Genomic DNA, 25,907 nt, shown 5'->3' on the forward strand with positions numbered 1-25,907 from the left:
CGGGCGACGGCCCAGAGGTCGCGCTGGGCTGATCGAATGCGACCGCAGAGGATCGTCGTTGTCGTGGCAGCGCGTCAGTGAAGTCGCCCGCGCTCGGGCGGGTTCCGGATGCCTGTCGCACTGCTTCCCCGACGCGTGTGCTCGGCTGTCCGTTACCGACTGATCTCGGTCGGTAGACCGTTGCGTTCGAGGAGCAACAACAGCACCCGCAGGTTCGGCACCCGGCGGACCTGGACCGAAACTGGCTTCTCGGCGCCGCGGATCCAGATCTTGAGCCGAACCCGACGCAGTCGAACCACGGCGACGTCGGAGAAGGACGCAAACCCGCCGGCCGAGGCGATCCCGTCCGGGGTCACCGTGAGCGGTCCGAACTCGACGCGTCCAGCCGACTCCAGTTCGGCGAGCACCTGCGGGAGGCGAACCGAGGCCGAACGGCGCTCCACCTGCTCACCCAGGTCCTCACCGTCGACCAGCGGCGGCTTCTCCAGGTTGATCCTGGTGCCGTCGGCGAGCCGCAACCGACAGCGGTGCATCGTCGTCGCGCCGCTCTCGCTGTACATGCGAAGGTGGTAACGCCAGACCTCGGCGATGTCGGTCCAGGCGATCACGTGGGTGAGTCGGGTGTGGTCCTCGGCGGCCAGCAGGCCGCCCTCGCACAGGTAGAACCGGCGCCTGATCAGCCGCCGGGTGTCCACCGCGCCCCACCCGGCGAGCAGCACGGCCGCACCGGTCAGACCACCCATGACCACGATCCCGACCGTGGCGGTGACTGCGGTCGTGGCGAAGCCGAAGATCACTGCGAACCCGAGGAAAGCCAAGGTCGAACTGACGCTGAGCGAGTAGGTCGGCCGGAAGGCCCGCTCCACCCGACCGAATCCGATCTCCCGCGCGGCGTCCCCTATCGAGTCTGGTAAGCCGGACATGCTTTCAGGCTAGAGCGCCCAGGCCACGTCGAGGTTCTGGAGACGCCGAAGCCGCCTGGCAGGTCCTTGGAGAGGCCGAGGAGTACCGGTCCCGGAGACTGACCAACAGCGACGCTGGCCGGAGAGACTCCGGCGGTGGACAGACCGCTATCGCTGACATCGCGCCCTGCCACGGCAGGAACGGGCATTGCCGGGAGGTAATCACAGTGGAGCCTGCGGGTTCGAGGGCCATCGTGGGGGTGGATCCCCCGCTGTGCTCCCGTCACGGCAGGTCCAGGGTGTCAGGACTGACCGAGCCGCTCGGCCAGGGAAACGATGATCCCTTCCGGCCCTCGGACGTAGGCCATCCGCCACGCTCCCTCGTACTCACCGATGCCGCCGACCAGTCCGTAACCCTCATTCGCCGCCCACTCGACAACGGCGTACACGTCATCGACCTCGAAGGCCACGTTGCGCAGTCCCAGCTCGTTGGCCATGGCGGTCGGCGAGCCCGTTACAGGCTCGGGCCGCACGAACCTTGAGAGCTCCACGCGGGCGCCGCCGTCGGGCGACGTCAGCATGACGATCTCGGTACGGGAGTCGGGAATGCCGCAGACCGTGTCCAAGAATTCGCCCTCCACGAACGTCCTACCCTCGACCTGCAGGCCGAGCGCCACGAAGAAGGCGCACGCCACATCGAGATCCGCGACGGTGATGCCGACGTGGTCGAAGCGCCGCACAAATGACATGAGCTGATCTCCAATCGCCCTGCCGACCGCGCCTCTGCCCCGGTCGGCGTTCTCGGCACCCGAGCCGATTCACCGGGCCTGTCGCCACCTTATGCATCCATGACTCGGGGAGGCCGAAGTCCAGGACCGTGTCGGTCTCCGGATCACGGCATTGCATTCCGGGAGCAGCCCGCACCGTTTCGTTCGCTCTGACCGCCCGACGCCGAGCCGGGGGCTGGCAGGCTAGGTTGCTCGGATGAGTCTCCTCGATGACGTCGCGAGGCGTGACAACTGGCGATGCTGGGTCTGCGACGAGGTGGTCGACGCCCACATGTCGGTGAACGACCCGCGCGGTCCCAGCGTCGACAGCCGGACCGCCGACAAGAAGGCCAAGGTCACCGAGCGGCTCGCGCATCGTGCCTGTAACACTCGCAAGGGCGCGGTCAAGGTGGTCATCGCCTGGCCGGACCGTCTGCACGTGGTGGAGCCCGCACCGCTCATCGCCGTCGCCGAGCGACTCGAACGCAAGGGGGGCCGCGAGTTGGTCGCCCGCTGTCCGAGCCGGAAGGATGCCCAGGAGGCGGCGGACTGGCTGGTCGACCGGTTCTCCCGGCTGGTGCCCGGGTTGCCGGTGACCGCGAGTGTCGACGCGGGCGGCGGGCAATACCTCGTCGCCTTGGCCACCGGTCGCCGCTGACCGACTGCCGGGTCGATCAGGTCGTCGCCGACCCGGGCAGCCCGCAGGATGATCAGCGACGACGGTCCGCACATCCTTCATGCGACCTGAAGCAGCGGATCTGCTGCGAAAGCGCTAGGCGGGATCCCGCTGGTCCAGCCACGCGAGGATCACCTGGTTTGTCTCGTCCGGCCTCTCCTGTTGGATCCAGTGACCGCAATCGAGGCTGACCACGTCGGCGTTCGGCACGAAATCTGTCAGTCTCTGCGACCTCGCGACCGTGTCGCGGTCGCCGTAGATCATGAGGGTGGGTTGTCGGATGATCGGGTCCACGTCCGCCAGCAGATGCCAGTTGCGGTCCAGGTTTCGATACCAGTTGACGCTGCCGGTGAATCCGGTTGCTTCGAAGGCGGAGACGAAGACGGCCAGTTCGCTGTCGCTCATGATGGGCTCGCCGGGTGGGGTTTTCCTCCTGGCGAGGTTGATCATCGCGTTGCCCGGCTGCGGCGCCGTGAGGGGCACGTCCCTGCGGTACAGGTTCCGCAGGAACTGGAACGTGTTCTCCTCGAAGACGGCGTCCGCGACGCCCGGCTGCCGGTTGAAGTGGACGAAGTAGAAGTCGCCTCCGAGCATCTCCTCCATGGCCTCGATCCAGGGCCTGTCCCCTCGCTCGAGGTACGGCAGGCTCAGGTTGATCACCGTGTTGACCCGCTTCGGATGCAACAGGGTCAGGCCCCAGACGACGGCGGCACCCCAGTCGTGGCCGACGAAGGTGGCGTCGGCGTATCCGTAGTGATCGAGCAGTGCGACGAGGTCACCCGACAGGTGGGTGATGTCGTAGTCGGTGACGTCGGTCGGGCGGGACGAGTTTCCGTAGCCTCGTTGGTTCGGGACGATGACGTGGTAGCCCGCTGCCGCCAGGGCGGGCATCTGATGGCGCCAGGAGAAGGCGTGCTCCGGCCAGCCGTGACAGAGCACGACGGGGTTCCCCGCGTGCTGCCGGCCGACTTCGAAGACTTCGAGTTCCACCCCGTTGACGGCGATGCGGGTGGGCTCGGGAAAACCGTTTGTCATGCCGGCATCCTGCCGACCGATACCGGTCACCTCCTGACCGGTTTTCGTGAAAGTGTCGGCGGGGTGCGAGCCGACCGGTTGATGGCCATCCTCCTGCTGCTGCAACGGCGCGAGCAGGTGACAGCAGCGGAGGTAGCCCGGGAGTTGGAGGTATCCGAGCGCACCGCCCGCCGCGACCTCGACGCCCTGGGTGTGGCCGGGGTTCCGGTGTACTCCGTGCAGGGCCGGGGCGGCGGCTGGCGCCTCGTGGGCGGTGCCCGCACCGACCTGTCCGGGTTGACCGCGGGTGAGGCCCGCGCCCTCTTCCTGGTCGCCGGCCCGGCTTCGTCCGCGACGCCGGCCGTGAAGGCGGCGCTGCGCAAACTCGTCCGAGCTCTGCCGGAACCCTTCCGGGTGCAGGCCGAGGCGGCAGCGTCGTCGCTCGTCACGGACCCGCAGCGATGGGGGTGGAGCCGGGTCGAGCCCCGACCGCCTCGCTTCCTCGACGCGCTCCAGGACGCGGTGATCCGTGGCGTCCAGGTCCGGCTCGGCTACGTCGACCGCGACGGCACTGCAACCGAGCGCACCGTGCACCCGCTGGGCATCGTGGCCAAAGGCCCCTCCTGGTATCTCGTCGCCAACACCGACGCCGGTCGGCGGACCTTCCGCATCGACCGTGTGTCCACCGCCGTTGCGACCAGCGACCCGGTGCACCGGCCCGACGACTTCGACCTCGCCGAGAGTTGGCGCGCGATCGCCGACGAGGTCGATCGCAGGCGGACACCTCTCGAAGTGCAGGCAGTGTGTACGCCGCAAGGGATAGGCGTGCTCCGGATCGGATTCGGCAGTCGGCTCGAGGTGGGAGGTTCCAGGCCCGACGGCCGCATCGAGGTCGTGATCCGCGGCAACGACGAACACACCCTCGCTGGCGAGTTGGCCGGGCTGGTCGAATGGATCGAGGTGACCGGCCCTCCGGGCGTACGAGGCCACCTGGCCTCGATCGGCAACGCGCTCGTCGGACGATACGGGTAGGCGTGGCGTGCCCTGGCTGGGGCCCGCGCGTACTCGGTCTCAGATGTGATCCGGACACGGCGCCGACGCGAGTGTCGGCGCCGTGTCCGGTGGGGCTGCCTCTGCCGGGTGGTGATCAGTTGGAGCGTGAGAGCAATTGGTCGGCGGCGCGTTGGATGCTCTGGCTGAAGTAGGCGACGTCGGTGTAGTTGGGGGTCGGCTCTTCTCCGTTGTCCCAGTCACAGTCCGAACCGGCGCTCACGATGCCGACCTGCTCCCAGATGCCGTTGGGGAGACGGTGCAGGGCGGGCCCACCGGAGTCACCGGCGCAGTGACTCTTCTGGTTCACCGACTTCGCGCAGATCGTCGACCTCGGGTACTCGGGGTGCTCATCCCACCAGGGATCGTCGAAGCACTGCTCGTCCGGCAGGAACGGCAGCTTCACCTTGTGGAGAAAACGTTCCTGAGGGTCGCCTGACTTCTTCGTGCCCCAGCCCGCCACGGTCAGCGTCCGCACCTGTCGGGGCTCGGTGGCCAGCCGCAGGGCGGGCAGGTCCAGTGGCCGCTCCAGCTTGACCACCGCCCAGTCCGGTCCATTCCACCACTCGGTTCCGCCGATGTGGGCGGTGGATCGGGTCGTCGTCCGGCGCGGGTGCTTGAGGTCGACGGCGCCCGAGACGACGGTGAAGCTGTCGCCGGGCTGTTCATCGACGCAGTGCTGGGCGGTGAGCACCAGTTGCGGGTGGATGAGGGTTCCGCCGCAACCCACCGGCAGGAGCCGGACCATCCACGGGAACTCACCGGGCGCGGCCCGTTCACCGCCGCTGATGGCGGCGGCCGGGGCGGCCGACACCAGCACGGCGGCCACCGCCACCACGGCGACCAGGAGTCGTTTCACACGCATCTGACACCCTTCGAAGATCTACCGGTACGGAGGTAGAACGGAACTCGAGGGCATCTTCGTTGCATTCCGGCGGCAATCGGCGCGCCGGATCGGAGAGCGCATCGCGCAACGCCCGAGCGGCACCTCCACTGAGCTGGCATTCCGCATCGCGCCACGGCTGTCGGGGTGGAGCCATCCTGGTGACCTCGGCGCACCGGTGGGCACCCGACACAAGAGGTACGGAAAGTGTCGGGTGATCGGGGCCGGCGCCGTCGCACGATGGGGGTATGGATGACAAAACCCTGGTATCCCGTTTTCTTCGGGACGGCTTCGTCAAGCTGGAGGGCGCCGTCGCGCCGCGTGTCGCGGCGGACTGCGCGCGGCTGCTCTGGCGGGAGACGGGTTGCGACCCGGACGATTCAGCGACGTGGACGCAGCCCGTGCACTGGGTGCCCGGCTTGGCGCAGGGGCCGTTCGCCGCCGCTCCGAACTCCCCGTTCCTCCATCACGCGTACGACCTGCTCGTCGGTGCGGGACGCTGGGAGCCGCGTTACTCGCTGGGCGCGTTTCCGCTGCGCTTCCCGCACGAGGAGGAGCCGGACGACGCGGGCTGGCACATCGAGGGCAGTTATCTGCCGGAGGGCGAGAGTTGGTACTTCACCAATCTGCGCTCCCAAGGGCGGGCACTGCTGATGCTGTTCCTGTTCAGTGAGGTCGGTGAGGCGGACGCCCCGACCCGGATCCGGGTCGGCTCCCACCTCGACGTGCCGAAGGTGCTGGAGAAGTACGGGGAGGACGGAGCGAGCGGACTGGCTCTTGCGCCTGACCTGGTGGCGGCGTCCGAGCACCGGCCACTCGCCCTCGCGACCGGATCTCCGGGTGATGTCTTCCTGTGCCACCCGTTCCTGGTGCACGCGGCGCAGCCGCACCACGGAACGCGGCCCCGCTTCATGGCGCAACCGCCGCTGATGCCAGCCGCGCCGTACGAGCTGGAGCGGGCCGATGGCGCATACTCACCCGTAGAGATCGCGATCCGTCGGGGTCTCGGACAGGATGCCCTCGGTCCGGACGGGGACGGCACCGACCGCAGCGCCGTGGCGACTCGCTCCGTGCGTTCCTGAGCGCCTGGCCGAAGGTCTTGTCGGTAACCCCGGGAGGCCGGAGGCCGGTGACGGGTGGCAGGCAGGGTATGGGCGAGTACGGAGACGGGGTTGGCAGTGGTTCTGCGAGTGAGTGGCCGCAACGCGCGGTTCCAGCAGTGGGAAGCTCTCCTCGGTAATCGGACCAAGCGGCAGCGGCGTGGCGAGTTCCTCGTGCAGGGCGTACGCCCGATCACCATGGCCGTCGAACACGGCTGGCAGATCAGAGAGCTGCTCTACGACAGCAGTGCTCAGCTGTCCGGCTGGGCCCGCGAGACCCTGGACGCCGTCCGGGCCGACACGTTCGCCGTCTCCCAGGACCTGATGCACGAGTTGGGAGGCAAGGCAGACACTGTTCCCGAGCTGCTGGCCGTGGTCGCGTTGCCGGAGGACGACCTGCGTCGTGTCCCGGTCGGTCCGACCATGCTCACCGTCGTGTTCGACCGGCCCACCAGCCCCGGCAACATCGGGACCCTCGTGCGGTCGGCGGATGCCTTCGGCGCCGGTGGTGTCATCGTCACCGGCCACGCCGCCGACGTGTACGACCCGAAGGCGGTCCGGGCGAGCACCGGCTCGCTGTTCGCCGTGCCCGTGGTCCGGGTGCCCTCCCACCAGGCCGTTCTCTCCTGGGTAGCGGACCTCCGCGCCCAAGGCATCGGCATGAGCATCGTCGGCACCGATGAGCGCGGCAGTCTGGACGCCGCCGAGTACGACTTCGCACAACCCACCCTGGCGTTGATCGGCAACGAGACCACCGGCCTCAGTTCCGGCTGGCGCGAGGCATGCGACCAACTCGTCCGGATCCCCATGGTCGGATCCGCCAGCTCCCTGAACGCGGCGACCGCCGCGACTGTCGTGCTGTACGAATCGGCACGTCAGCGGGCCGCCGTGGCCCGGCGGTAGGGTCCTCAGGCCACAACGTCTAGCCACGATAGCGGCCCAGGAAGGCCGACACGGGAGCGGTAGCTCGTGTCACCTGCGGACGTGGTTTGCCGGCGTGGCGGTCCGGGATTCGGCTGCTGTCTTGATGAGACCTGCCGCTTCATCGGGGTGAGAGACCATCGAGACATGACTGGCGGGGACCTCGACACTGGTCGCGCCCATACGGCTGGCGAACATGCGCTGGGCCTCCGGTGGGATCGCCTCGTCCTGCGTGCCGATCAGGTACCAGGACGGCAGGGACTTCCAGGCCGGCACCCCCATAGCTTCGGAGAAGATGGAAGCGGCGACGGGCTGCTGCACTGCGTGCATCACCTTGGCCTTGATGGGGTCCACGTCAGCGGCGAAGTGCCTAACGAAGTCGTCCTGCGATAGCCACGCGAAGCCCTGCTTGTCGGTGACCAGGTGCGCCAGCGCCGGTGGCGTCGGGCCCTGCGACTGCAAGGCGGCGAGAGACTCGCCTTCGTCGAGTCCGAACGCCGATATGTACGCCAAGCCGACCACGTTCGGTGCGTCGGTGCCCAGGGCAGTCATGATGGTGCCGCCGTACGAGTGTCCGGCCACGATCGTCGGGCCGTCCTGCATGTTCAGGACTTGGCGTAGCCGGCCGACATCATCGGCCAGCGCCGTCAGTGGAAACTGCGGGGCCGTCACCTGGTAGCCGTCGGCCTGTAGTCGCTCGATAACGCCGCTCCAACTGGAGCCGTCGGCCCACGCCCCGTGGACGAGTACGATCTTGGGTCGACCATTCATGTAGGTTCCTCCCCGATAACGTGAAGCGTCCTGTCTGCCGTGGTCGGCATGCCGGTTAGCTCCGGACCCCTCGCTGACCGTGGGGGTGTCGGAGATGAAGGACGCCGTCGTATACCAGATCGCCGTGCACCTAAACGTGCGCCGTAGGCTTCGCCGACAGCGACGACCGCGTCGATGTCGAGCGGTGCTGCATCGAGGTTCGTCCGCCGGCCAAGCCGGACGTCAGCGACAGCGCCCCGAGAGGTGTGCCCGTGACCGCCCGCGTGCCGGAGTTCAGCACGCGTTCCTTCCCAAGCGTGCGAACTCGTCGAGGGAAACGGTCTTCTGTACCTCTTCGTTGGCCACGATAGTGGTGATCAGGACCGATCCTGGTCTCAGGTCGGCCAGTTCAGGAAGCCGGAAGCTCACGTCGTGGGAGGTGAAGCTGTTGTTCCTGGTAAGAACCCGCATTTGGAAGACTGTGCCCAGGTCAGGGCCTGGCGAAGGCGGGAAGCCGGTCAGCTCGACGGTGGCCGGTGAGGTCGCGTCGCGCTGCGGTACGTCGTACCACCACTCCGGCCAGTTCACCGACGGAGCCGGTGCGGCGGACGGGGACGGCGATGCCAGATCGCCTGCGAGGCGGAGGACCACGACGTCCGGCGGCCGGTCCGCGCACCAGGCCAGAGCCGCGAGCGGCCGGCCGTCGGCGGCCGAGGTCAGGCCGGTGACGGCTCTGATCGCGGGTGTGCAGGACGTCAATCCCGCCAGGACCATCAGAGCGGCGGTCAGCGACGCGGCGGTTCGCTGCGCCGTCGTCATCGCGTGAACAGCCATGCTCCGACAATCGCAGCGTTGCGTCGATCTACGACCACGGTCTCGTCTCAGATCGATGACGGCTCGCGGCCAAAGCGAAGCGCCCGCTCAGCGGCAGATCCGTGCACTTCGTCGTCACCGTCTGCTGACGCACTCATGACGGTGAAACCTTGAAGTCCGGCCCGTCGTCTGGCACGACGAACGGAGAATGCCCTACGCCGACTGCGCGAGGGCCGGCTCCCTACCGATCGCCCGGGCCAGGGTGTGCCGGTTGGACTGGCGACGGCCGTAGGCGACCAGCGCCGCAAGTGCCTGCGGGGTACGGCCGGGACCGTTGCTACCATCCGAGCGTGAGCGGCTGTGTCGAAGCGAGGTGACACTGCCCGACCACCTTGATCGACTCGCCCCCCGGGGATCCTGGCCGGTTCGCCGGCCGTGCCCGGCGGACGTTCCCGACGAGCTGTAGCTCGTCCAGAGCATCGCGGACGCCATGGCCTGTCCGAAGCGAACAGGTCGCTTCCCGGCCCGAACGGGTCGCCCTTGGCGAGGCGGTAACGAGACCTCTGACAAAGCGGGTCCCGGACGCCTTTCGGTTGGCCCGTGTGGCTGGAAATCGCGGCGATGCGTTGATCGGTCGCAGCGCCGCACGACGCGGTTACCAAAAGGTGCCCTGGGCTCGGCAAAGTGCTCTCTTCCGGGCCTGGCTCCTTGCCCGTACGGTCGGTTCATGGCTGTTCACCTGATCGATCCACCCGGGTTGCCCGAGATCCCGATCTACAAGCAGGTGTCGGTGGCAACGGGTTCGAAACTTGTCCACGTCGCCGGTCAGGTCGCGTGGGGAGGCGGCGATCTGGCCACGCAGGTCGAAGAGAGCTACCTCAATGTGGGCACGGCGCTGGCCGGCGTCGGGGCTACGTTCGCTGACGTGGTCAAGCTGACGATGCACGTGGTCGACTGGAAGCCCGAGCTCATGCCGCAGGTGCTGGACGGGATCGCCCGCGCCTCGGTGAAGCTGGGTGTCACCATCGAGGCGCCCGCGTCGCTGTTCGGCATCGTGGCCTTGGACGTCCCCGAGCACTTGGTCGAGATCGAGGCGACGGCCGTGATCGACTAACCGCACCGATCAATTCGGGAAGCGTGTGCGCGAGTCCTCGATGTGGCCCAGGTATGTCTGGGTCCAGTCGCACATGCCGTCGACCACTGTGCGTAGCGCCTGGCCGGCCTCGGTCAGCGAGTAGTCGACGCTGGGCGGCACAGTCGGGTGCACGGTGCGCTCGACCAGGCCGTTGCGCTCCAACGTACGAAGGTTCTGCGCCAGCACCTTGTGGCTGATGCCGCCCACCTCGCGGCGTAGCTCGTTGAACCGCATGGTCCGCAGGCCGAGGAACTCGATGATGAGAAAAGACCACTTGTTGGCGATGTCCGAGAAGATCTCCCGCGCCAGCGAATCGGCCCGAGCCAGGTCGGCCTCGGGCGGCAACGCGCCGACCTCCTGTCTGTTCCCCATCCGGCCCACCCTAGTTCACCCCCGAGAAAGGGCGCCCGGACTCTGACTCCTGGGCGCCCCTGTCGACCTGTCGGCCGCCACTGCCGCAGCCGTTCGCGCCCGACGCTGATCGGGCGGGCGGCCAGTGCGGCGAGGCGGTCGGCGCGCGTGCGGACACTCCCAGATATCCAGCGACACTGCAGGTGCGGGACCGTACCGTGAGCTCATGCCCACGCAGGTGACCGTGCTCAACGGCGGATCGAGCGCAGGGAAGTCGGGGATCGTCCGGTGTCTCCAGGCGATCCTGCCGGATCCGTGGCTCGCCACGGGGGTCGACCGGCTTATCGAGGCGATGCCCGCGACCAGGCGTTCGCCGGAGAGTATCGAGCTTGCCGCAGACGGCACCGTCATCGTCGGGCCGGAGTTCGACCAGTTCCAGGAGGCGTGGATGGCCGGGGTCGCCGCGACTGCTGGCGCCGGTGCCCGGGTCATCATCGATGACGTCTTCCTCGGCGGCGCCGGATCTCAGCAGCGGTGGCGGGCCGTGCTCGACGGCCTGGACGTGAGATGGGTCGGTGTCCGCTGCGATGCGGAGGTCGCCGCCGGCCGGGAGATCGCCCGTGGCGACCGGATTCGAGGGATGGCCGTCGCGCAGGCTGACGTGGTTCACCGGGGCGTGGTGTACGACCTGGAGGTCGACACCACGCATACCGAGTCGATCCGGTGTGCCCACGAGATCGTGGCGCGCCTGTAGTAGTCCTCGGTATCCGACTCGCCGTGGAGCCCTATGAGCGGGACACGGTTCAGTAGCCGAGCAGGGCGATGATCAGGGAGGAGACGGCGGCCGTGAGGAGCACACCGCCGGTGCCGAGCCCGGTGACCGCGCTGACCGGCAGTGCACGGTTGCGGGCCACCGGCACGGCTGCGAGCGAGACCAGCGTGATCAACGCCGCCACCACGTGGATCAGCGGGTAGCCGATCAGGGCGGCGACCGGGAACAGGTGCACGCCGACGACGAACGCGATCCAGGCCGGGATGATGTCGCGGCGGCGTACGGCGGCAAGGATGCCGGCACCGAGCGCGGCGAGCCCGAATTCGATGCCGACCACGATGCCGAAGGTGCGGCTGGTCTCCGCGGTGAACGACGTGCCATCCGACCAGTGCCGCCAGGCCACGAGTGCTCCGAGTACCAGCACGAGCACGGCCGCGATCGAGGCGGCGACGAGTGGCTTGCGCCAGCGCGGTGGAGGTGCTTCCTGTGCCCAGCCGAACCAACTCATGGCGAAGAACCCGAAGACGACAGCGGTGGCTGCCGCATCGCGGACGTGTTCGGCGATCATCGATCTCCCACGGTGGCGGCGGCTCTGCGGTAGGAAGCTACCAGGTGGGCGGTCGCCGACCGAGCGGCCCACCTGGGCAGTTGTTCACGTACCGACTCGTAGCTGCCGTGTCCGGAGCTTTCTGATCCGTGCCGCTCTCCGCGTGCGGATCGGTGACCTCGTGGGGAGGCGCACCGTGAAGCGGGCGCCTCGGGCCGGATGGCCCTCGGCCTCGATGGTGCCGTGGTGGCTCGTGACGACTTCCTGGAGCAGCGCCAGTCCGAGGCCGAATCGGCGGTCTCCGGAGCCTGGGCCGCGGTGGAACCGGTCGAAGATCCGTCTGGCGTCCGCCTGGTCGAACCCTTTTCCGGTGTCGGCGATGACGAGTTCGGCGCAGTTGTCGACGGTCCGCAGCGTGACGGTGATCCGGCCTCCTGCGGGGGTGTGGGTCAGCGCGTTCGCCAGAAGTTCGCCGACGACGCGGCGCAGGGCCGACTCGACACCGGGCACCGGCAGCGGGTCGGCGGGGATGTCCAGGGCGAGGGTGATCTGACGTTCGGCGGCGCGTTCGGTCTCGGCGGCGACCGTCGTCGCGATCAGTGCGGTGAGGTCGACCGGCGGGTCTGGTGGCCGGTCGGCGGGGGCGGCGGCGAGGCGCGCGGAGAGCAGCAGGTCGTCGACGACTTCGCCGAGTCGGCGGGTGGTGCCGATCAGCCGCTCCAGGTCGTCGAGGTTCGTGGGGGTGCCGTCGTTGCGGGCTCGTCGGGCCATCAGTTGGGCTCGGGTGTGCACCTGGGCGATCGGGGTGCGCAGTTCGTGGCTGGCGTCGGCGACGAAACGGCGTTGTCGGGTCAGGGCTTCGGCGAGTGGTGCGACGGCGCGGCGGCCGACGATGACACCGGTCAGCATGGCGGCGAGTACGCCGACCGCTGCGGCGAGGCTGAAGGCGAGCAGAAGGTGCCGGCGGTCGGACAGTTGGAAGCGGGCGTCGAACACCGCTTGGATCACGCGGTCGCCGCGGGCTTCGGTGCGGATGTGGTAGGTGGTGCCGTTGCGCGTGAGCGTGGTGGTCTCGGTGGTCCGGGTGGTCGCCACGGCGTCCAGTGCGCCGGTCAGCGGGAAGCCCGGTGGCGGTGGGTTGAGGCCGGTGTGCACGGTGGTGCCGTCGTAGTGGAAGATCCAGCTGCAGGCGGGTGGGCCGGCGATCGAGCCGTGTGCGGTGCCCCACGCCAACTCGCGTTGGATCTGCGCTTCCTGGCTGTGGACCAGGATCGCGTAGGAGATGCCGCCGGCCAGGAGTAGTAGGGCGCCGATGGTCAGGCCGACGAACAGGCCGATGCGGAGTCGGGTCCGTCGGAGGATCGCGTGGTCGGTCGCCTGCATCAGAGGGTGCCGAGCCGGTAGCCGAGGCCGTGCACGGTGCGTATGACCGTGCGGCCGAGTTTGCGGCGGAGGTAGTAGACGTAGGTGTCGACGATGGATGCGGCGGCGGCCTCCTCGAAGACCCTGCGGCGCAGGGTGGTTCGTGGGTGGACGGTGGTGGGTTGGGCTGCCAGGACCCGAAGGAGTTCGAATTCGCGGGTGGACAGGGCTATTCGGGTGCCGTCGGGGAGGACCGCGTCGCGGGGTGCGAGGTCGAGGAGTCCGGCGCCGATACGGAGTACGTGGGTCGGCTCGGTGGTGCGTCGGCACAGGGCCCGGACGCGGGCGCTGAGTTCGTCGAGGTCGAAGGGTTTGATCAGGTAGTCGTCGGCGCCTGCGTCGAGTCCGGCGATCCGGTCGCCGACGGTGCCCAGCGCGGTGAGCATGAGGGTCCGGGCGGGGATCGCGCGGGCGCGTAGCCGGGTGACGAGGTCGAGGCCGTCGAGGGCGGGCAGCTTTCGGTCGATGACCATGACGTCGTAGGGTCGGGTGAGCCCGAGATGCAGTCCGCGTTGGCCGTCGGAGGCGCGGTCGACGAGGTAGCCGTCGTGGCTGAGCGTCTCGGTGAGTAACTCGGTCAGGTCGTCGTCGTCCTCGACCAGCAGTAGCCGGTTCGATCTTTCCCCCCGCATGTGTCCACGATCCCATAGATCCATGCCGATGCAATAACCAATAGTTGTCTCTTCAACTATGTGAAACCGCCATCGCGGGTGGGTGTGTGGTGTCGGAGTGTCGGGCTTCCCGACGCGCGATCCAGCTCAGCATCGGCGTGGTCATCAGGGTGGTGACCAGCGCGACCAGGACCAGCACGGTGAACAGGGCGGGGTTCACGATGCCCGCCTCCAACCCGACGTTGAGCGCGATGAGCTGCATGAGGCCGCGGGCGTTCATCAGTGCGCCGACGCGCAACGCGACACCCGACGGCTCCCCTCGAAGCCTGGCCGCAGCCCAGCAGGCGCCGAACTTGCCGACGATCGCCGCGGTCACGCAGGCCAGGGCGAAGAGCAGCACCGGCGGTGAGCCGAGCAGTCCGAATTCCGTGCGCAGACCCGAGTAGGTGAAGAACAACGGCAGGAAGAGCGTCGCCGCGACGGGCGTGAGGGTGTCCACCACCCGGTCGGTGTTGTCGGTGCGCGGCATCACCACGCCGACGGCGAACGCGCCGAAGACCGCGTACAGCCCGATCTCGTCGGTGTACCAGGCGACCAGGAAGAGCAGCGCGACGGTGCCGAGCAGCCGGGCGCGGTCGTTGAGAGCGCGGTGGGTCATCAGCGCGGTGGTGATCGGACGTCCGCCGAACCAGAGCAGAAGTCCGAACAGGAGCGTGCCGCCGGCGGTGACGATCGCGGGACCGGCGCGGCCGGAGGCGACAGCGAGGACGGCGGCGAGCATGATCCAGGCGGCCAGGTCGTCGATCGCGCCGCTGGCCAGGGAGAGTGTGCCGTGCCGGGTGCCGGCGTGGCCGCGTTCGGTGATGATGCGGGCCAGCATCGGGAACGCGGTGATGGCCAGGGCGACGCCGACGAACGCGGCGGAGACCCCGAGTGAGGTGCCGTCGGCTCTGACCGGGACGGCGTCGGCGGTCACCAGGACCAGCAGCACTCCCAGCAGGAGCGGCGCGAGGACCCCGGCCAGGGAGACCACTCCGGCGGTGCCGGCGAGGCCGGCGACCCGGTGGGCGCTGAACGCGTACCCGGCCTGGAACATGAACAGCACCAGACCGACCTGGCCCACGACGTAGAGGATCGGCAGCAGGGGTGCGGGGAACAAGGCGTTCTGCACGTCGGGCAGGAAGAGTCCGAGCAGCGACGGACCGAGCAGTACGCCGGCGAGCATCTCGCTGACCACGGCGGGCTGGCCGGCTTTGCCGAGGAGCCAGGCGACTCCTTTGCAGAAGATCAGGATCACCGTGACGGCGATGAAGAACCGTGGTGCCAGCTCTGTGGGGGTCATCGGACCGCCTTCTCGAAGTAGGTGGTGCACAACCGTTTCCGGCGGGCGTCGACGACCATGAAGGTGCCGAAGACCAGTTGTCGGACGCTGCGGCCCACATCGGCCCACCGGTCCCGCAGCCGCATGGCGGCCAGCCGCAGCCGTCCCGGGCCGGGGTGCCCGGGCGGGGTCAGGTAGGCGGGGCCTCGGCTCGGCAGCGACCGGGTGTGGGAGGCCGAGGAGGTCAGGGCGTACCGGCGCAGGACCTCGCGGGTCGCCGCGCGCAGCATGATCGGCGCGGTGCCGCGGGCCGGGCAGGCCCGGTTGGCGGGTACGCCGAACGGGATGAAGTGTGCGTCGCCGCGCGCGAGCGTGCGCCAGCGGTCCGGGGCGAACCGGCCATCGGCGGCGGCTCCCCCTCGGTGGAAGGCCGGGTAGTTGAACAGCAGCACCGACCCGGTGGGCAGGGACAGCCCCGTGGGCAGCGTGATCGGTGCCGAGGTGATCCGGTGGGCGACGCCGAAGAGCGGGTACACCCGCAGTGTCTCGTCGATGACCCGGTCGAGCGCGTCGTCGTCGGCATCGTGTTGGAGCTCGGGATGTGTGGCCAGCGCCAGCAGCACGTGCGCCATCGCCTCGGACATCTGCACGATCGCGGTGTTGAAGAAGGCGCCCTGTAGGTACCAGGCGGTGTCCTGGGTGGAGAACGGGGGTGGCAGTGTCACCGGACACGTGCCTGCCTCGATCCGGTCGCGCAGGTGTCGGGTCAACCGGTCGCGTCGGTGCATGTGGCGCGGCCCGAGGCACTTGAGCGCGGTGACGACGTCGTCGGCGTTGGCGACGATGAGGGCCCGGGCGGCGGGTGTGGCCACCTCGTCGAAGACCAACTCGTGGTAGACCTCGGCCCAGACCGGCATCATCAGGTCACGCAGCCGCACGTGGCTGGTTCGGTCAGCGGGTAGTTCGTCGAGCACCCGGCGGGTGGCGGCGGTGGCGAGGGCGTCGGCGCGTTCCCGGCGGATGGCCAGGACCCGTCTGGTGGTGGCGGCGACCGTCCGGTAGCGCTCGCCCGGCTCCAGGTGTTCCTGGTGCATCTGCGGCCCGGGTGCCAGCCAGTACCAGAACAGGTCCGACAGTCCGGCTCCCCGGCTGCGGCCGTCGGCGGCCGGGTCCGCGTACACCCGCTCGAAGTGGTCCATGCCGACGGTGGGGCCCGGGACCGGAATGCCCTCACTGCCGTTGACTCTGGCGAAGACCCATTCCCGGAGTCGGACGACGGCCGGTGGCAGCCAGTACGGGACGGTCCAGGCGGCGCCGCACACCATCAGGACGGTCAGGACGGTCGTGGTGCTCATCCGGGTGCCGCCGTGGTGACCAGGTCGCCGGTCAGGTCGCCGGGTACGGCGGCGCCGGCCAGCGCCATCGCCCGGTCCAGGTCGGCGTGCAGCAGGTCGAGGACGTGCCGCACGCCGTCGGTGCCGCCCACGGCGAGGCCCCAGAGCACCGGGCGTCCGATCAGCACTGCGGTCGCGCCGAGTGCGAGCGCCACCAGGATGTCGGTTCCCCGGCGGATGCCGCCGTCGAGCAGCACCGGTAGTCGACCCTCGACGGCGGCGACGATGCCGGGCAACGCGTCGAGGGTGGCGACCGCTGCGTCGAGTTGTCGGCCGCCGTGGTTGGAGACCAGCACACCGTCGATGCCGTGTGCGACGGCCAGCCGGGCGTCGGCGGGGTGCAGGATCCCCTTGAGCAGGATCGGCAGCGTCGTCAGTTCCCGCAGCCGGCCGACGCGTCCCCAGTCGAGCCCGGCGTCCATCTCGATGTCGCGGATCCGGCCGCTCGGGTCGCGCATGTTCTCGCAGACCAGGCCGGGTGGCAGGTCGACGAAGCGGTGCCGCAGGTCGCGTTCGCGTCGGCCGAACACGGGCGAGTCGACCGTGACGACCAGGGCGCGGCAACCGGCGGCCTCGGCGCGCCGGACCAGGGCGGCGGTGAACGCGAGATCCGACTGTGGATAGAGCTGGAACCACAGCGGTCCGCCGACGGCGGCGATCTCCTCGACCGGCCGGGTCGCGGCCATGCTGACCACCATGATCGTGTCGACGTCGGCGGCGGCGCGCGCGGTGGCTACCTCTCCCTCGGGGTGGGCCAGCCGGTGGAAGGCGGTCGGTGCGATCAGCACCGGCATCGAGACTCGACTGCCCAGAAGTGAGATCCGCAGGTCGCGGTCGCGCGTGCCGCGCAGGATCCGGGGCAGGATCCAGCGTCGGGTGAAGGCGTCCTCGTTGGCGCGCAGCGTGCGTTCGTCGCCGGCCCCGCCGGCGAAGAAGTCCCAGTGCACGGGGTCCAGGCGACGCCGTGCACCGTCGGCCACGTCGGCCAGGTTGAGCTGCGTTCCGTCCAGGGTGAGCATGTCAGCCCTGTGCGCTGCTCAGGCAGCGGTCGAGGAACGCGGTCAGCGGCGCGACGTGGACATCGGGTCGGTCCCACTGGTTCTCCAGGTTCTCCGCCAGGTGGTGGGTGTCCACGACCTGCCCGTCCCGGTGGTAGCGGACGACGGGGTGCAGGTAGGCGGCGGCGTGGGCCTGGCCGACGACGTTCTGGGCGACCCGGCCGACCGTGATGTCGAACGGATCCACCTGGTCGTGCTCGGGGCCGTACTCCAGGGTCACGACGAAGGCGTGCCGGTGGTCGTGGTCGGCGGTGCGCAGGCCGGTCTCGGTGAAGTAGTCGACGGGTACCTCGTCGTGGTAGCGCGCGTGTGGTCCGGCGACGGTGACCACGTCGGCGAGGAAGCCGAACTGCTGCCACAGGGCGGAGGTGCGGTTGACGCGGGCGATGATGGCGTCGGTGATCGACTCCGCGGTGGCGTCCAGCGCCGCCGACGGCCAGGGCGTGTCGTCGTACCGTCGTTCGAGGATCTTGTGCAGGGCCCGCACGGCGTACCGGAAGCCGTGGATGAAGCCGCTGGTGGAGCGTTTGAAGTCGCGTTGCTGGCTGAGGGTGCCGGCGAAGTAGAGGTCGGGGACGTTCACCGACTCCCAGGCGGGGGTCTGGGCCGGGAAGCGGTCCTTGATCGTCAGTTCCGGGCGGCAGGTGTCGTCGAAGATCGACGGGTCGAAGGCGAATCCGGTGCAGGCGAGCACCCGGTCGTACCAGAGTTCCTTGGTCACCTCGTCGGCGCGGGAGAACGCGAACGTGACCCGGAAGCCGGTGCCGTCGCGCTCGATGCGTCGGACGTCGCCGTCCAGGATCGCGTTCGCGGACTTCAGCTGGTAGGTGTCGAGGAAGTTGTTGTTGACCGCGCGCAGGTGCCCCACGTAGTGGGTCCGCCAGGCCATCCGGACCGAACTCGGCCCGGCGAGATGGATCAGGGTGGTGGTCTCCATCAGGTTGTCCGCGGTCTCGAAGGCGGAGTTTCCCTTGCCGATGATCAGGACCTTCTGGTCGAGGTAGTCGCGCGGGTCGACGGACATGTCCGCGTACTGTTCGGCGAGTTCCAGGCCCGGGATCTGCGGGAGGTACGGCCGGGAGACACCGGTGGCGACGATGAGGCGCCGCGCCCGGTAGGTCTGTCCGGCCTGGACCTCGAAGATCCCGTCGACCTTGCCGACCGACGTCACCCGGGAGTCGTAGCGGACCTTCGCGCCCGTCTTCGCGGCGAAGTCCGCCAGGTAGCGCAGCATCACGTCGGCGTGCGGGAAGTACCGCTCGGTGTAGCCGGTGAACCGCAGTGCGGGATCGTCGCTGAGCAGCGAGTTCCAGTCCAGCCGCAGATTCGCCTCGGGATCGTCGGAGCCGGTGTGCGGCTTGTTGATGGAGATCAGTTGCCGGTGGCGGGGATAGCGGGCGAAGAACGCCCCCGGGATGTCCGCGCCCTCCAGCACCAGATAGTCGTGCTTACCGTCGGCCTCCAGCAGGGCGGCGAGCTGCAGGCCGGCCGGCCCGGCCCCGATGATCAGATAGTCAAGCGTCACAGCAGCCACCTCAGGTGAGAGAGTTCGGAGAAACGTCGACAGTCGCGATGACGTCGGCGGCGCGCCGTACGTCACCGTCCAACGGCCGGTCCGGGTCGACCGGCGGTACGGCCGCGACCAGCGCGGCCAGCACCTCGGCGCAGCCGGGCGCGGTCGGTTCACGGGCACCGACGTACGCGGCCTGGCGCAGCCCCACCGCGAGCGACCCGACGATCAGGTGCAGCAGCCGGGCCTGGTCCAGCGCCCGCAGCGCGGCCTGGGTGCCCAGCGGGATGACGTCCTGGTTGTGCAGGTTGGTCGGCAGGCTCTGCATGCTCGCCGGTACGGCGTCGCGGCGGATCTCGGCGACCAGCGCGGTCGCGGCCAGTTGCACGCCCTGTAGGCCGTGCTGCTGTCCCGGTCCAGCGGCCAGCATCGGTGGCAGACCGCCGTTACGGTGCGGGTCGACGAGCAGGTCGAGTTGACGTTCGGCGAGGTTGCCGACCTGCGCCACGACCATCGACAGCAGGTCGGCGGCGAACGCGGCCGGTTGGCCGAAGAAGTTGCCGCCGTGCACGACGAGGTCCTCGTCGGGAAAGAACAACGGGTTGTCGCTGACGCCGTCGAGGTCGGCGGTGACGACGGAGTCGACGTAGCGCAGGGCGTCCTGCGCCGCGCCGAGCAATTGTGGTGTGCAGCGGATGCTGTAGGGCTCCTGTAGTGGGCGTGTGCCGGACGGCACGAGCCCGGCGCTGACCCGGCGCATGTACGCGCCCACGTCGGTGGCACCCGGGTGGCCGTAGGCGCGCAGGAGCCGGGCGTCGAGGAACTGCGGGTCGCTACCGAGCAGGTCGGCGAGCAGGCAGGTGAGCATCTGGACCGCCCGGTGCGAGGCGCGCACCGAGTCCAGGGCGAGGGCCGCCGCCGCGGTGGTCAGCGACGTGCCGTTGACCAGGGCCAGGGCGTCGCGGCCGTCCAGTGGCAGGGGTGTCAGACCCGCCTTGTCCAGCGCCTCGGCGGCGGGCAGTCGTACGCCGTCGAGGTAGGCGTACCCGCGTCCTCGCAGGGCCTGGGCGGCCGCGCCGAGTGGGATCAGGTCGCCGCTGGCGCCGACCGATCCCAGTCGGGGCACCGCAGGGACGAAGGTGGTCGCGAGCATCGCGGTGAGGGCGTCGATGACGTGCGGGGAGACTCCCGATGCGCCTCGGGCCAGTGACCGGGCCCGGATCAGCAGGGTCGCGCGGACGACCTCCGGTCCGAGGTCCGGGCCCTGCCCCGCACCGAGGTGCGCGAGTGTGTTGTCGGCCTGATCGCGCAGCTCGGCCCGGCCCGCGTACCCCACCAGGGCACCGAAGCCGGTGGTGGCGCCGTACACCGCGCGGTCGTCGCCGAGCACGTCGGACAGGAATGCGCGGGCGGTCGCGACCCGTTGCCGGACCTGCGGCCCGACCACGACCGTCACCGGGTCGCGAGCGGCGCTCAGGTCGGCGATCCGCAGCGGGGCCGCGAGATCTACCTTTCTCGTCATGCGACCGGACCCTAGAGGCGGAATCTCAGAACGCTCTGAGATCAGCTCGTTACGTTGCGCTGCATGCCGCTCGATTACCTGATCATCGGAGCCGGACCGGCTGGACTCCAGCTCGCCGCCCTGTTGCAGCACGACGGTCGTGACTATCTGGTGCTGGAAGCCGGTCCCACACCGGGCACCTTCTTCACCACCTATCCCCGGCACCGGCAACTCATCTCGATCAACAAGATCTGGACCGGTTCCGAGGATCCGGAGTTCAACCTGCGGGCGGACTGGAACTCGCTGCTCACCGACGATCCGGCGCTGCTGTTCAAGAACTACAGCCGGCGCTACTTCCCCCACGCGGACGACCTGCTGCGGTACCTCGCCGACTTCGCCCACGGCCTACAGGTCAGATACGACACCCGGGTCACCCGGGTCGCACGGGACGGCGACGTGTTCACCGTCTGCACCGGCGAGGACACCCTGACCGCCCACCGTGTCGTGGTCGCCACCGGGGTCTCCCAGCTCTACGTCCCGCCGATCGAGGGCGTCGCACTCGCCGAGCGGTACGACACCGTCAGCGTCGACCCGGACGACTTCACCAACCAGCGTGTGCTCATCATCGGCAAGGGCAACTCGGCCTTCGAGACCGCCGACGCGCTCGTCGAGACCGCCGCGGTCATCCACGTCGCCGGCCCGCACTCGATCACACTGGCGTGGCAGTCCCACTACGTCGGGCACCTGCGCGCGGTGAACAACAACTTCCTCGACACCTACCAGCTCAAGTCACAGAACGCCGTCCTCGACGGCACCGTCGAACGGATCACCCGACGCGACGACGGCGGCTACCGCATCGACTTCCGCTACGCCCGCACCGTCGAGTCGACCCGGCACCTCGACTACGACCGGATCATCCTCTGCACCGGGTTCCGATTCGACGCGAGCATCTTCGACCCCTCCGCCCGACCGCGACTCGTGCACAACGATCGCTTCCCCGAGCAGAACTCCGCCTACGAGTCGGTGAACGTCCCGGGCCTGCACTTCGCCGGCACCCTCACCCAACAACGCGACTTCAAACGCTCCACCAGCGGATTCATCCACGGCTTCCGGTACGGCGTGCGCGCCCTGCACCGCATCCTGACCGCCCGCCACCACGACTCACCCTGGCCGTCCACACCACTGGAGAACACTCCGGAGGCGATCGCCGACGCCCTCATCGCCCGCCTCAACCGCACCTCGGCACTGTGGCAGCAGTTCGCCGTCCTCGGCGACGTCGTCACCGTCTCCGGTGACACCGCGCGCTACCACGAGGAGGTACCGGTCGACTACCTGCACGACGGCGGCCTGGGACCCGCACCGCTCGCCGTCGTGGCCACGTTGGAGTACGGACCGGACCACGACCAGGTCGACCCCTTCGACATCACGATCCCCCGGATCGCCGAGAACGACGCCGAACACGCCCACGACGCCAGCTACCTGCATCCGGTCATCCGGGTGCACCGCGGCGGGCGGCTCGTCGCCGAGCACCACCTCGCCGAGAACCTTGAGAACCACTGGGACCTTCCCGCCGTGCACCACCAGCCACTCGTGCTCTTCCTCAAAGGCGTGCTGTCCGATGCCGACTGAGATCTGGCCACAGCCCGTGCTGGACCTGCTCGCCACCGGCGGCGACCGACCGGTCTTCCGCGACGGCGACCGGACGGTCACCGCCGCGCAGATGTCCGGACTGGTCCGCCGGATCGCCGCCGGACTACGCGCCGCCGGAGCCGGGCCCGGTGTCGGAGTGGCCCTGCAACTCGGGGTCACCGCCGAGGCGTTCGCGACGATCATCGCGGCCTTCGCCGTCGGCGCCCGGGTCTCCGGCATCCGTCCCGACCTGCCTGCGGCGCAGCTCACCCACCAACTCGACGACAACCCCCTGCACGTCACCGACGCGCACGTCACCGACCTGGCGGCCACCCCCGACCCCGGGACCACGCTGGTCGCGGCCGGACGCCTGGGCGACATCGCCCGGATCACCTGGACCAGCGGCAGCACCGGCACCCCGAAGGGCTGCGCCCAGACCTACGCGGCGATGAGTGCGGCCTGGGCCCCGTACCCGGACCGCTGGCCCCCGGCGGTCGCCGACCTCGCCCCCCGCCTCCAGCGCTACCTCGTCTTCGGCTCGCTGAGCAGCCAGGTGATGCTGGAGTACGCCGTCCTCGCCCTGACCGCAGGTGGCACCCTGATCGCCGACCGGTCCCCCGGCTTCCCGGGGATGATCAGCCGGAACCGGGCGACCGCCAGCGTGATCACCGTCGGTAAACTGCACCAACTCGTCCAGGACCACCGCACCGCACCCACCGACCTGAGCAGCCTGCAGGCACTGCTGGTCTCCGGCTCCCCCCTCGCGCCGGGTCGGCTCGCCGAAGCACTCGACGTCCTCGGCCCCGTGATCTTCCACGGTTACGGCCAGACCGAGACCGGCATGATCACCATGGTGACGCCGGCCGAGATGCTGGTCTCCCCGAGGGTGCTCGCCTCGGTCGGCCGAGCACCCTCGGTGACCGAGCTGTCCATCCGTGACGCCGACGGCCGCCCCGCCACCGAGGGTGAACTCTTCGTGCGGACACCGGCGCAGGCCACCGCCTACCAGGGCGACCCCGTCGAGACCGCCGAGGTCTTCGTCGACGGTTGGGTCCGCACCCGTGACCTCGCCCGCCTGGACAGCGACGGCTACCTGCACCTGCTCGGCCGGATCCGGGACGTCATCATCGTGCACGCCACCCTCGTGTACGCCGGGCCGATCGAGCGGGTCCTCGTCGCCGACCCCACCGTGGCCGAGGCCTACGTCGTCGGCCGACCCGACGACCTCACCGGGGAGGCGGTGCACGCCTACGTGGTGCCGGCCGACGGCCACACACCCGACGCGGCACGACTGCGTGCCCTGGTGGCGGAGACCCTCGGAGGGGCGTCGGCGCCGCAGACGATCCAGTCGATCGAGCGGGTGCCGGTGGGGCCGAGCGGTAAGCCGGACAAGCACACCCTGGCACGCATGAGCTACTAGCAGCACTACGATGCCCCGCATGTGGTGGGATCGCGGCAGTGGCGGGGCCAGCCGGCCGTGTCCCGGTCGAGACGGGCTGGCCTGATGAGCCCCGGTGGCACCGACGTGAGCCTGCTGGAGCTGGTGGCGGGTTTCCTCGTCGCGATCACGCTCATCACGGTGATCACGATCGTCCTGCGCCGCCGCAGTGGCCGCCAGGACCTGCTGGGCACCCAGGTACGCGAGATGCAGACGCGGGCGGCGGCGTCCCCGGACGCGGACACCCGCCTGCGGGACGCGACCACCCGGATCGCCGACGCCCGCATGCGCGAGGCGGCCTCCCGTGATCCCGTCCCCGCTGAAGCCCCTTCTGACGCGTCGACGTCCGACGTGTCCGACGCGGATGCGGCGGCACCCGGCGTCAGTTACCCGGATGCCACGGCGCAAGACCGATCAGCTCAGGACGCCACTGCTCCGCCGGCCGGGTGGCCGTCGGCGCCCGGCGGGAAGAACGACGCGATGGCCGACACGTTCGCCTGGCTCCGGATCGCGGCACTGGTGGAGGCCGGGCAGCGCGAACAGGCGATCGAGCTGCTCAGCACCACGATGGCCATCTCGACAGACGAGGCGGAGATCCTCGTCGACGGCCTGAACGACACGGGCCGCGAGCAGCGCCCCGGCTGACCGCCGGTGGCGGGAAGATCCGCGCCGCCCGTTTCATCGCCCGTGCGTCGGTCCGCCGAGGCCGTCAGCGGCAGGTCCTCGTCCGGGACGCAGAAAACCGACCCAGGGGCATGGTCAACGCCGCCGCCAGTTGCGAAACTGCTTCAATCCGCGTCAGCGCGGGCAATCGGGGCTCTCGACACATCGGCAACCATCCGTACCGCCCAGGCGACACCACGTGCCCGATCGGTGGGTGTCCGACGGAACCCCGAGGCTGGCTCGGCGTCGGCACCACCCGGACGGAGGAAGCAATGTCCCGCACACCGCTGTCCCTGCCGCAGCCACCCGCGCGGGCACCCGAGTTCGGTCGGGACGCGCTCATCGTCTGCGAGAACCTGGTGCGGATCTACCAGACCGGTGCGATCGAGGTGCAGGCACTGCAGGGACTGGACCTGACCGTGGACAGCGGGGAACTGGTCGCCGTCGTCGGTGCCTCCGGGTCGGGCAAGTCGACGCTGCTGTCCATCCTGGCCGGCATCGACGCCCCGACCGCCGGACGGGTCCGGGTCGACCGGTGGAACCTGCTGGGGATGTCCCGCACCGACCGGGTGCACTACCGGCGGCACACCGTCGGGTTCGTCCGGCAGCAGACCGCCAGCAACCTGATCCCGTACCTGACCGCACGGGAGATGGTGGACCTGCCGATGACGGCGGCCCGCACCGCGAAGGCCGAGCGCCGGGACCGCGCGGCCGAGCTGCTGGACAGCCTCGGTGTCGCCGACTGCGCCGATCGGCGCCCCGGTCAACTCTCCGGCGGGCAGCAGATGCGGGTCGCGATCGCGGTGGCGCTGGCCAACCGACCACGGGTGCTGCTCGCCGACGAGCCGACCGGCGAACTGGACGCCGCCACGTCGGCGGAGGTCTTCGGCGTACTGCGGGACGTCAACCGGCGCTACGGCGTCACCGTTGTCGTGGTGACACACGACCCGCAGGTCAGCGGTCAGGTCGAACGGACCGTCGCGATCCGGGACGGGCGCACCAGCAGCGAGGTGCTGCGCCGCACCACCACCGACGCGGTGGGCGACACGCACATGGTCGCCGAGGAGTACGCCGTGATGGACCGCGCCGGGCGAGTGCAGGTGCCCCGCGACTTCCGCCAGGCGCTGGCGCTGACCCGACGGGTCCGGCTGGCCCTGGAACCCGACCACATCACGATCCGGCCCTCGGGAGACGGCGAATGAACAGTGAGCCGCTGTTGCGCGTGCGCGCCGTGCACCGGCGCTTCCGCACCGGGCCGAGCGTCGTGCACGCCCTGCGTGGTGTGTCGTTCGACGTGGCTCCCGGTGCCATGGTGGCACTCGTCGGCCGGTCCGGGTCAGGCAAGACCACCCTGCTCAACACCATCGGCGGCCTGGATCGCCCGGACTCCGGCACCGTGCACGTCGACGGCACCGACGTCACCGCGCTCGACGAGGACGGTCTGTCCCGGCTGCGGCGCGAGAAGGTGTCGTACATCTTCCAGAGTTTCGGATTGATCCCGGTGCTCTCGGCCGCGGAGAACGTCGCCGCCCCGCTGCGGCTGGCCCGCATGGCCCCGACCGAGCGCGAGCGGCGGGTCGCGTTGCTGCTGGATCTGGTCGGTCTGGCCGACCACGCCCGGCAGCGACCGGCCGAGCTCTCCGGCGGCCAGCAGCAGCGGGTGGCGATCGCCCGTGCGC

The 25,907-nt window shown here is 69.6% G+C and carries 26 protein-coding genes; 11 read left to right on the forward strand and 15 right to left on the reverse strand.

Annotated features, from left to right (window positions below; translation table 11 throughout):
• Positions 1-152 precede the first annotated feature (152 nt).
• Together EYA84_RS03190 and EYA84_RS03195 are read right to left on the reverse strand one after the other, a co-directional pair.
• The gene (locus tag EYA84_RS03190; RefSeq protein WP_131051487.1) at positions 153-923 is read right to left on the reverse strand and encodes a DUF6585 family protein; all 771 of its coding nucleotides are present in this window, start codon (positions 921-923) and stop codon (positions 153-155) included.
• Positions 924-1,204: 281 nt separating this feature from the next.
• On the reverse strand, positions 1,205-1,651 hold the full coding sequence (locus EYA84_RS03195; protein ID WP_131051488.1) for a VOC family protein: 447 nt from the start codon (positions 1,649-1,651) through the stop codon (positions 1,205-1,207).
• 235 nt (positions 1,652-1,886) lie between these two features.
• Here EYA84_RS03195 and EYA84_RS03200 point away from each other — a divergent pair, with 235 nt between their 5' ends.
• Positions 1,887-2,327, forward strand: coding sequence for a hypothetical protein (locus tag EYA84_RS03200; protein WP_131051489.1), 441 nt, complete (start codon positions 1,887-1,889; stop codon positions 2,325-2,327).
• 114 nt (positions 2,328-2,441) lie between these two features.
• Here the strand turns inward: EYA84_RS03200 and EYA84_RS03205 are convergent, their stop codons facing one another.
• Positions 2,442-3,284: an alpha/beta fold hydrolase gene (locus tag EYA84_RS03205; protein ID WP_236145572.1), complete on the reverse strand. Its 843-nt coding sequence runs from the start codon at positions 3,282-3,284 to the stop codon at positions 2,442-2,444.
• A 15-nt stretch (positions 3,285-3,299) separates the two neighbouring features.
• Between EYA84_RS03205 and EYA84_RS03210 the strand changes: the two genes are divergently transcribed.
• Positions 3,300-4,391 (forward strand): YafY family protein, encoded by a 1,092-nt coding sequence (locus tag EYA84_RS03210; RefSeq protein WP_236145573.1) that lies wholly within the window; start codon positions 3,300-3,302, stop codon positions 4,389-4,391.
• Between the two features lie 115 nt (positions 4,392-4,506).
• Here EYA84_RS03210 and EYA84_RS03215 read toward each other — a convergent pair whose 3' ends face one another.
• A complete protein-coding gene (locus EYA84_RS03215; RefSeq protein WP_131051491.1) occupies positions 4,507-5,274 on the reverse strand; it encodes a trypsin-like serine protease in 768 nt (255 codons plus the stop codon).
• A gap of 266 nt (positions 5,275-5,540) precedes the next feature.
• Between EYA84_RS03215 and EYA84_RS03220 the strand changes: the two genes are divergently transcribed.
• Both EYA84_RS03220 and EYA84_RS03225 read left to right on the forward strand, forming a co-directional pair.
• Positions 5,541-6,374, forward strand: a complete 834-nt coding sequence (locus tag EYA84_RS03220; protein ID WP_131051492.1) for a phytanoyl-CoA dioxygenase family protein — start codon at positions 5,541-5,543, stop codon at positions 6,372-6,374.
• A gap of 90 nt (positions 6,375-6,464) precedes the next feature.
• Positions 6,465-7,295 carry an RNA methyltransferase gene (locus EYA84_RS03225; protein ID WP_131051493.1) on the forward strand — a complete coding sequence of 277 codons (831 nt, stop codon included), beginning with the start codon at positions 6,465-6,467 and terminating at the stop codon, positions 7,293-7,295.
• 69 nt (positions 7,296-7,364) lie between these two features.
• Here EYA84_RS03225 and EYA84_RS03230 read toward each other — a convergent pair whose 3' ends face one another.
• Both EYA84_RS03230 and EYA84_RS03235 read right to left on the reverse strand, forming a co-directional pair.
• On the reverse strand, positions 7,365-8,084 hold the full coding sequence (locus EYA84_RS03230) for an alpha/beta fold hydrolase (protein ID WP_131051494.1): 720 nt from the start codon (positions 8,082-8,084) through the stop codon (positions 7,365-7,367).
• A gap of 273 nt (positions 8,085-8,357) precedes the next feature.
• Positions 8,358-8,897: a hypothetical protein gene (locus EYA84_RS03235; protein WP_131051495.1), complete on the reverse strand. Its 540-nt coding sequence runs from the start codon at positions 8,895-8,897 to the stop codon at positions 8,358-8,360.
• Between the two features lie 706 nt (positions 8,898-9,603).
• Between EYA84_RS03235 and EYA84_RS03240 the strand changes: the two genes are divergently transcribed.
• The gene (locus EYA84_RS03240) at positions 9,604-9,990 is read left to right on the forward strand and encodes a RidA family protein (protein ID WP_131051496.1); all 387 of its coding nucleotides are present in this window, start codon (positions 9,604-9,606) and stop codon (positions 9,988-9,990) included.
• 9 nt (positions 9,991-9,999) lie between these two features.
• On the opposite strand, the gene EYA84_RS03245 is transcribed toward EYA84_RS03240, so the two are convergent.
• The gene (locus tag EYA84_RS03245; protein ID WP_131051497.1) at positions 10,000-10,383 is read right to left on the reverse strand and encodes a helix-turn-helix domain-containing protein; all 384 of its coding nucleotides are present in this window, start codon (positions 10,381-10,383) and stop codon (positions 10,000-10,002) included.
• Positions 10,384-10,588: 205 nt separating this feature from the next.
• Between EYA84_RS03245 and cpt the strand changes: the two genes are divergently transcribed.
• Entirely contained in the window at positions 10,589-11,116 is a 528-nt protein-coding gene (gene cpt / locus EYA84_RS03250; RefSeq protein ID WP_131051498.1) for a chloramphenicol phosphotransferase CPT, read from the forward strand.
• Positions 11,117-11,165: 49 nt separating this feature from the next.
• On the opposite strand, the gene EYA84_RS03255 is transcribed toward cpt, so the two are convergent.
• The 8 genes from EYA84_RS03255 to EYA84_RS03290 form a co-directional block, all read right to left on the reverse strand.
• The gene (locus EYA84_RS03255) at positions 11,166-11,702 is read right to left on the reverse strand and encodes a hypothetical protein (protein ID WP_131051499.1); all 537 of its coding nucleotides are present in this window, start codon (positions 11,700-11,702) and stop codon (positions 11,166-11,168) included.
• Between the two features lie 84 nt (positions 11,703-11,786).
• Positions 11,787-13,064 carry a HAMP domain-containing sensor histidine kinase gene (locus EYA84_RS03260; RefSeq protein ID WP_131051500.1) on the reverse strand — a complete coding sequence of 426 codons (1,278 nt, stop codon included), beginning with the start codon at positions 13,062-13,064 and terminating at the stop codon, positions 11,787-11,789.
• Positions 13,064-13,735, reverse strand: coding sequence for a response regulator transcription factor (locus EYA84_RS03265; protein ID WP_131051501.1), 672 nt, complete (start codon positions 13,733-13,735; stop codon positions 13,064-13,066). The genes EYA84_RS03260 and EYA84_RS03265 overlap by 1 nt, the downstream gene beginning before the upstream one ends.
• A 52-nt stretch (positions 13,736-13,787) precedes the next feature.
• The gene (locus tag EYA84_RS03270; RefSeq protein ID WP_131051502.1) at positions 13,788-15,056 is read right to left on the reverse strand and encodes a cation:proton antiporter; all 1,269 of its coding nucleotides are present in this window, start codon (positions 15,054-15,056) and stop codon (positions 13,788-13,790) included.
• Positions 15,053-16,390, reverse strand: coding sequence for a cytochrome P450 (locus EYA84_RS03275; RefSeq protein ID WP_236145574.1), 1,338 nt, complete (start codon positions 16,388-16,390; stop codon positions 15,053-15,055). Before EYA84_RS03275 ends, EYA84_RS03270 begins: the two co-directional genes overlap by 4 nt.
• On the reverse strand, positions 16,387-17,448 hold the full coding sequence (locus EYA84_RS03280) for an alpha-hydroxy acid oxidase (RefSeq protein WP_131051503.1): 1,062 nt from the start codon (positions 17,446-17,448) through the stop codon (positions 16,387-16,389). The genes EYA84_RS03275 and EYA84_RS03280 overlap by 4 nt, the downstream gene beginning before the upstream one ends.
• Before the next feature lies 1 nt (position 17,449).
• On the reverse strand, positions 17,450-19,012 hold the full coding sequence (locus EYA84_RS03285) for an NAD(P)-binding domain-containing protein (RefSeq protein WP_131051504.1): 1,563 nt from the start codon (positions 19,010-19,012) through the stop codon (positions 17,450-17,452).
• 10 nt (positions 19,013-19,022) lie between these two features.
• Positions 19,023-20,519 (reverse strand): aromatic amino acid ammonia-lyase, encoded by a 1,497-nt coding sequence (locus EYA84_RS03290; protein WP_131051505.1) that lies wholly within the window; start codon positions 20,517-20,519, stop codon positions 19,023-19,025.
• A gap of 63 nt (positions 20,520-20,582) precedes the next feature.
• Between EYA84_RS03290 and EYA84_RS03295 the strand changes: the two genes are divergently transcribed.
• From EYA84_RS03295 to EYA84_RS03315, 5 genes are all read left to right on the forward strand, one after another.
• Positions 20,583-22,127 carry an NAD(P)-binding domain-containing protein gene (locus EYA84_RS03295; RefSeq protein WP_131051506.1) on the forward strand — a complete coding sequence of 515 codons (1,545 nt, stop codon included), beginning with the start codon at positions 20,583-20,585 and terminating at the stop codon, positions 22,125-22,127.
• Complete coding sequence (locus tag EYA84_RS03300; protein WP_131051507.1) at positions 22,117-23,547, forward strand: class I adenylate-forming enzyme family protein; 1,431 nt, start codon at positions 22,117-22,119, stop codon at positions 23,545-23,547. The genes EYA84_RS03295 and EYA84_RS03300 overlap by 11 nt, the downstream gene beginning before the upstream one ends.
• A gap of 84 nt (positions 23,548-23,631) precedes the next feature.
• Positions 23,632-24,210, forward strand: a complete 579-nt coding sequence (locus EYA84_RS03305) for a hypothetical protein (protein WP_131051508.1) — start codon at positions 23,632-23,634, stop codon at positions 24,208-24,210.
• Between the two features lie 290 nt (positions 24,211-24,500).
• Positions 24,501-25,430, forward strand: a complete 930-nt coding sequence (locus EYA84_RS03310) for an ABC transporter ATP-binding protein (protein ID WP_131051509.1) — start codon at positions 24,501-24,503, stop codon at positions 25,428-25,430.
• Positions 25,427-25,907 (forward strand): ABC transporter ATP-binding protein (locus tag EYA84_RS03315; protein ID WP_131051510.1); only part of this gene is annotated, 481 nt, incomplete at its 3' end. The genes EYA84_RS03310 and EYA84_RS03315, both read left to right, overlap by 4 nt.

Origin of the sequence: Verrucosispora sp. SN26_14.1 (assembly GCF_004307965.1) — a bacterium.
Lineage (GTDB): Bacteria > Actinomycetota > Actinomycetes > Mycobacteriales > Micromonosporaceae > Micromonospora.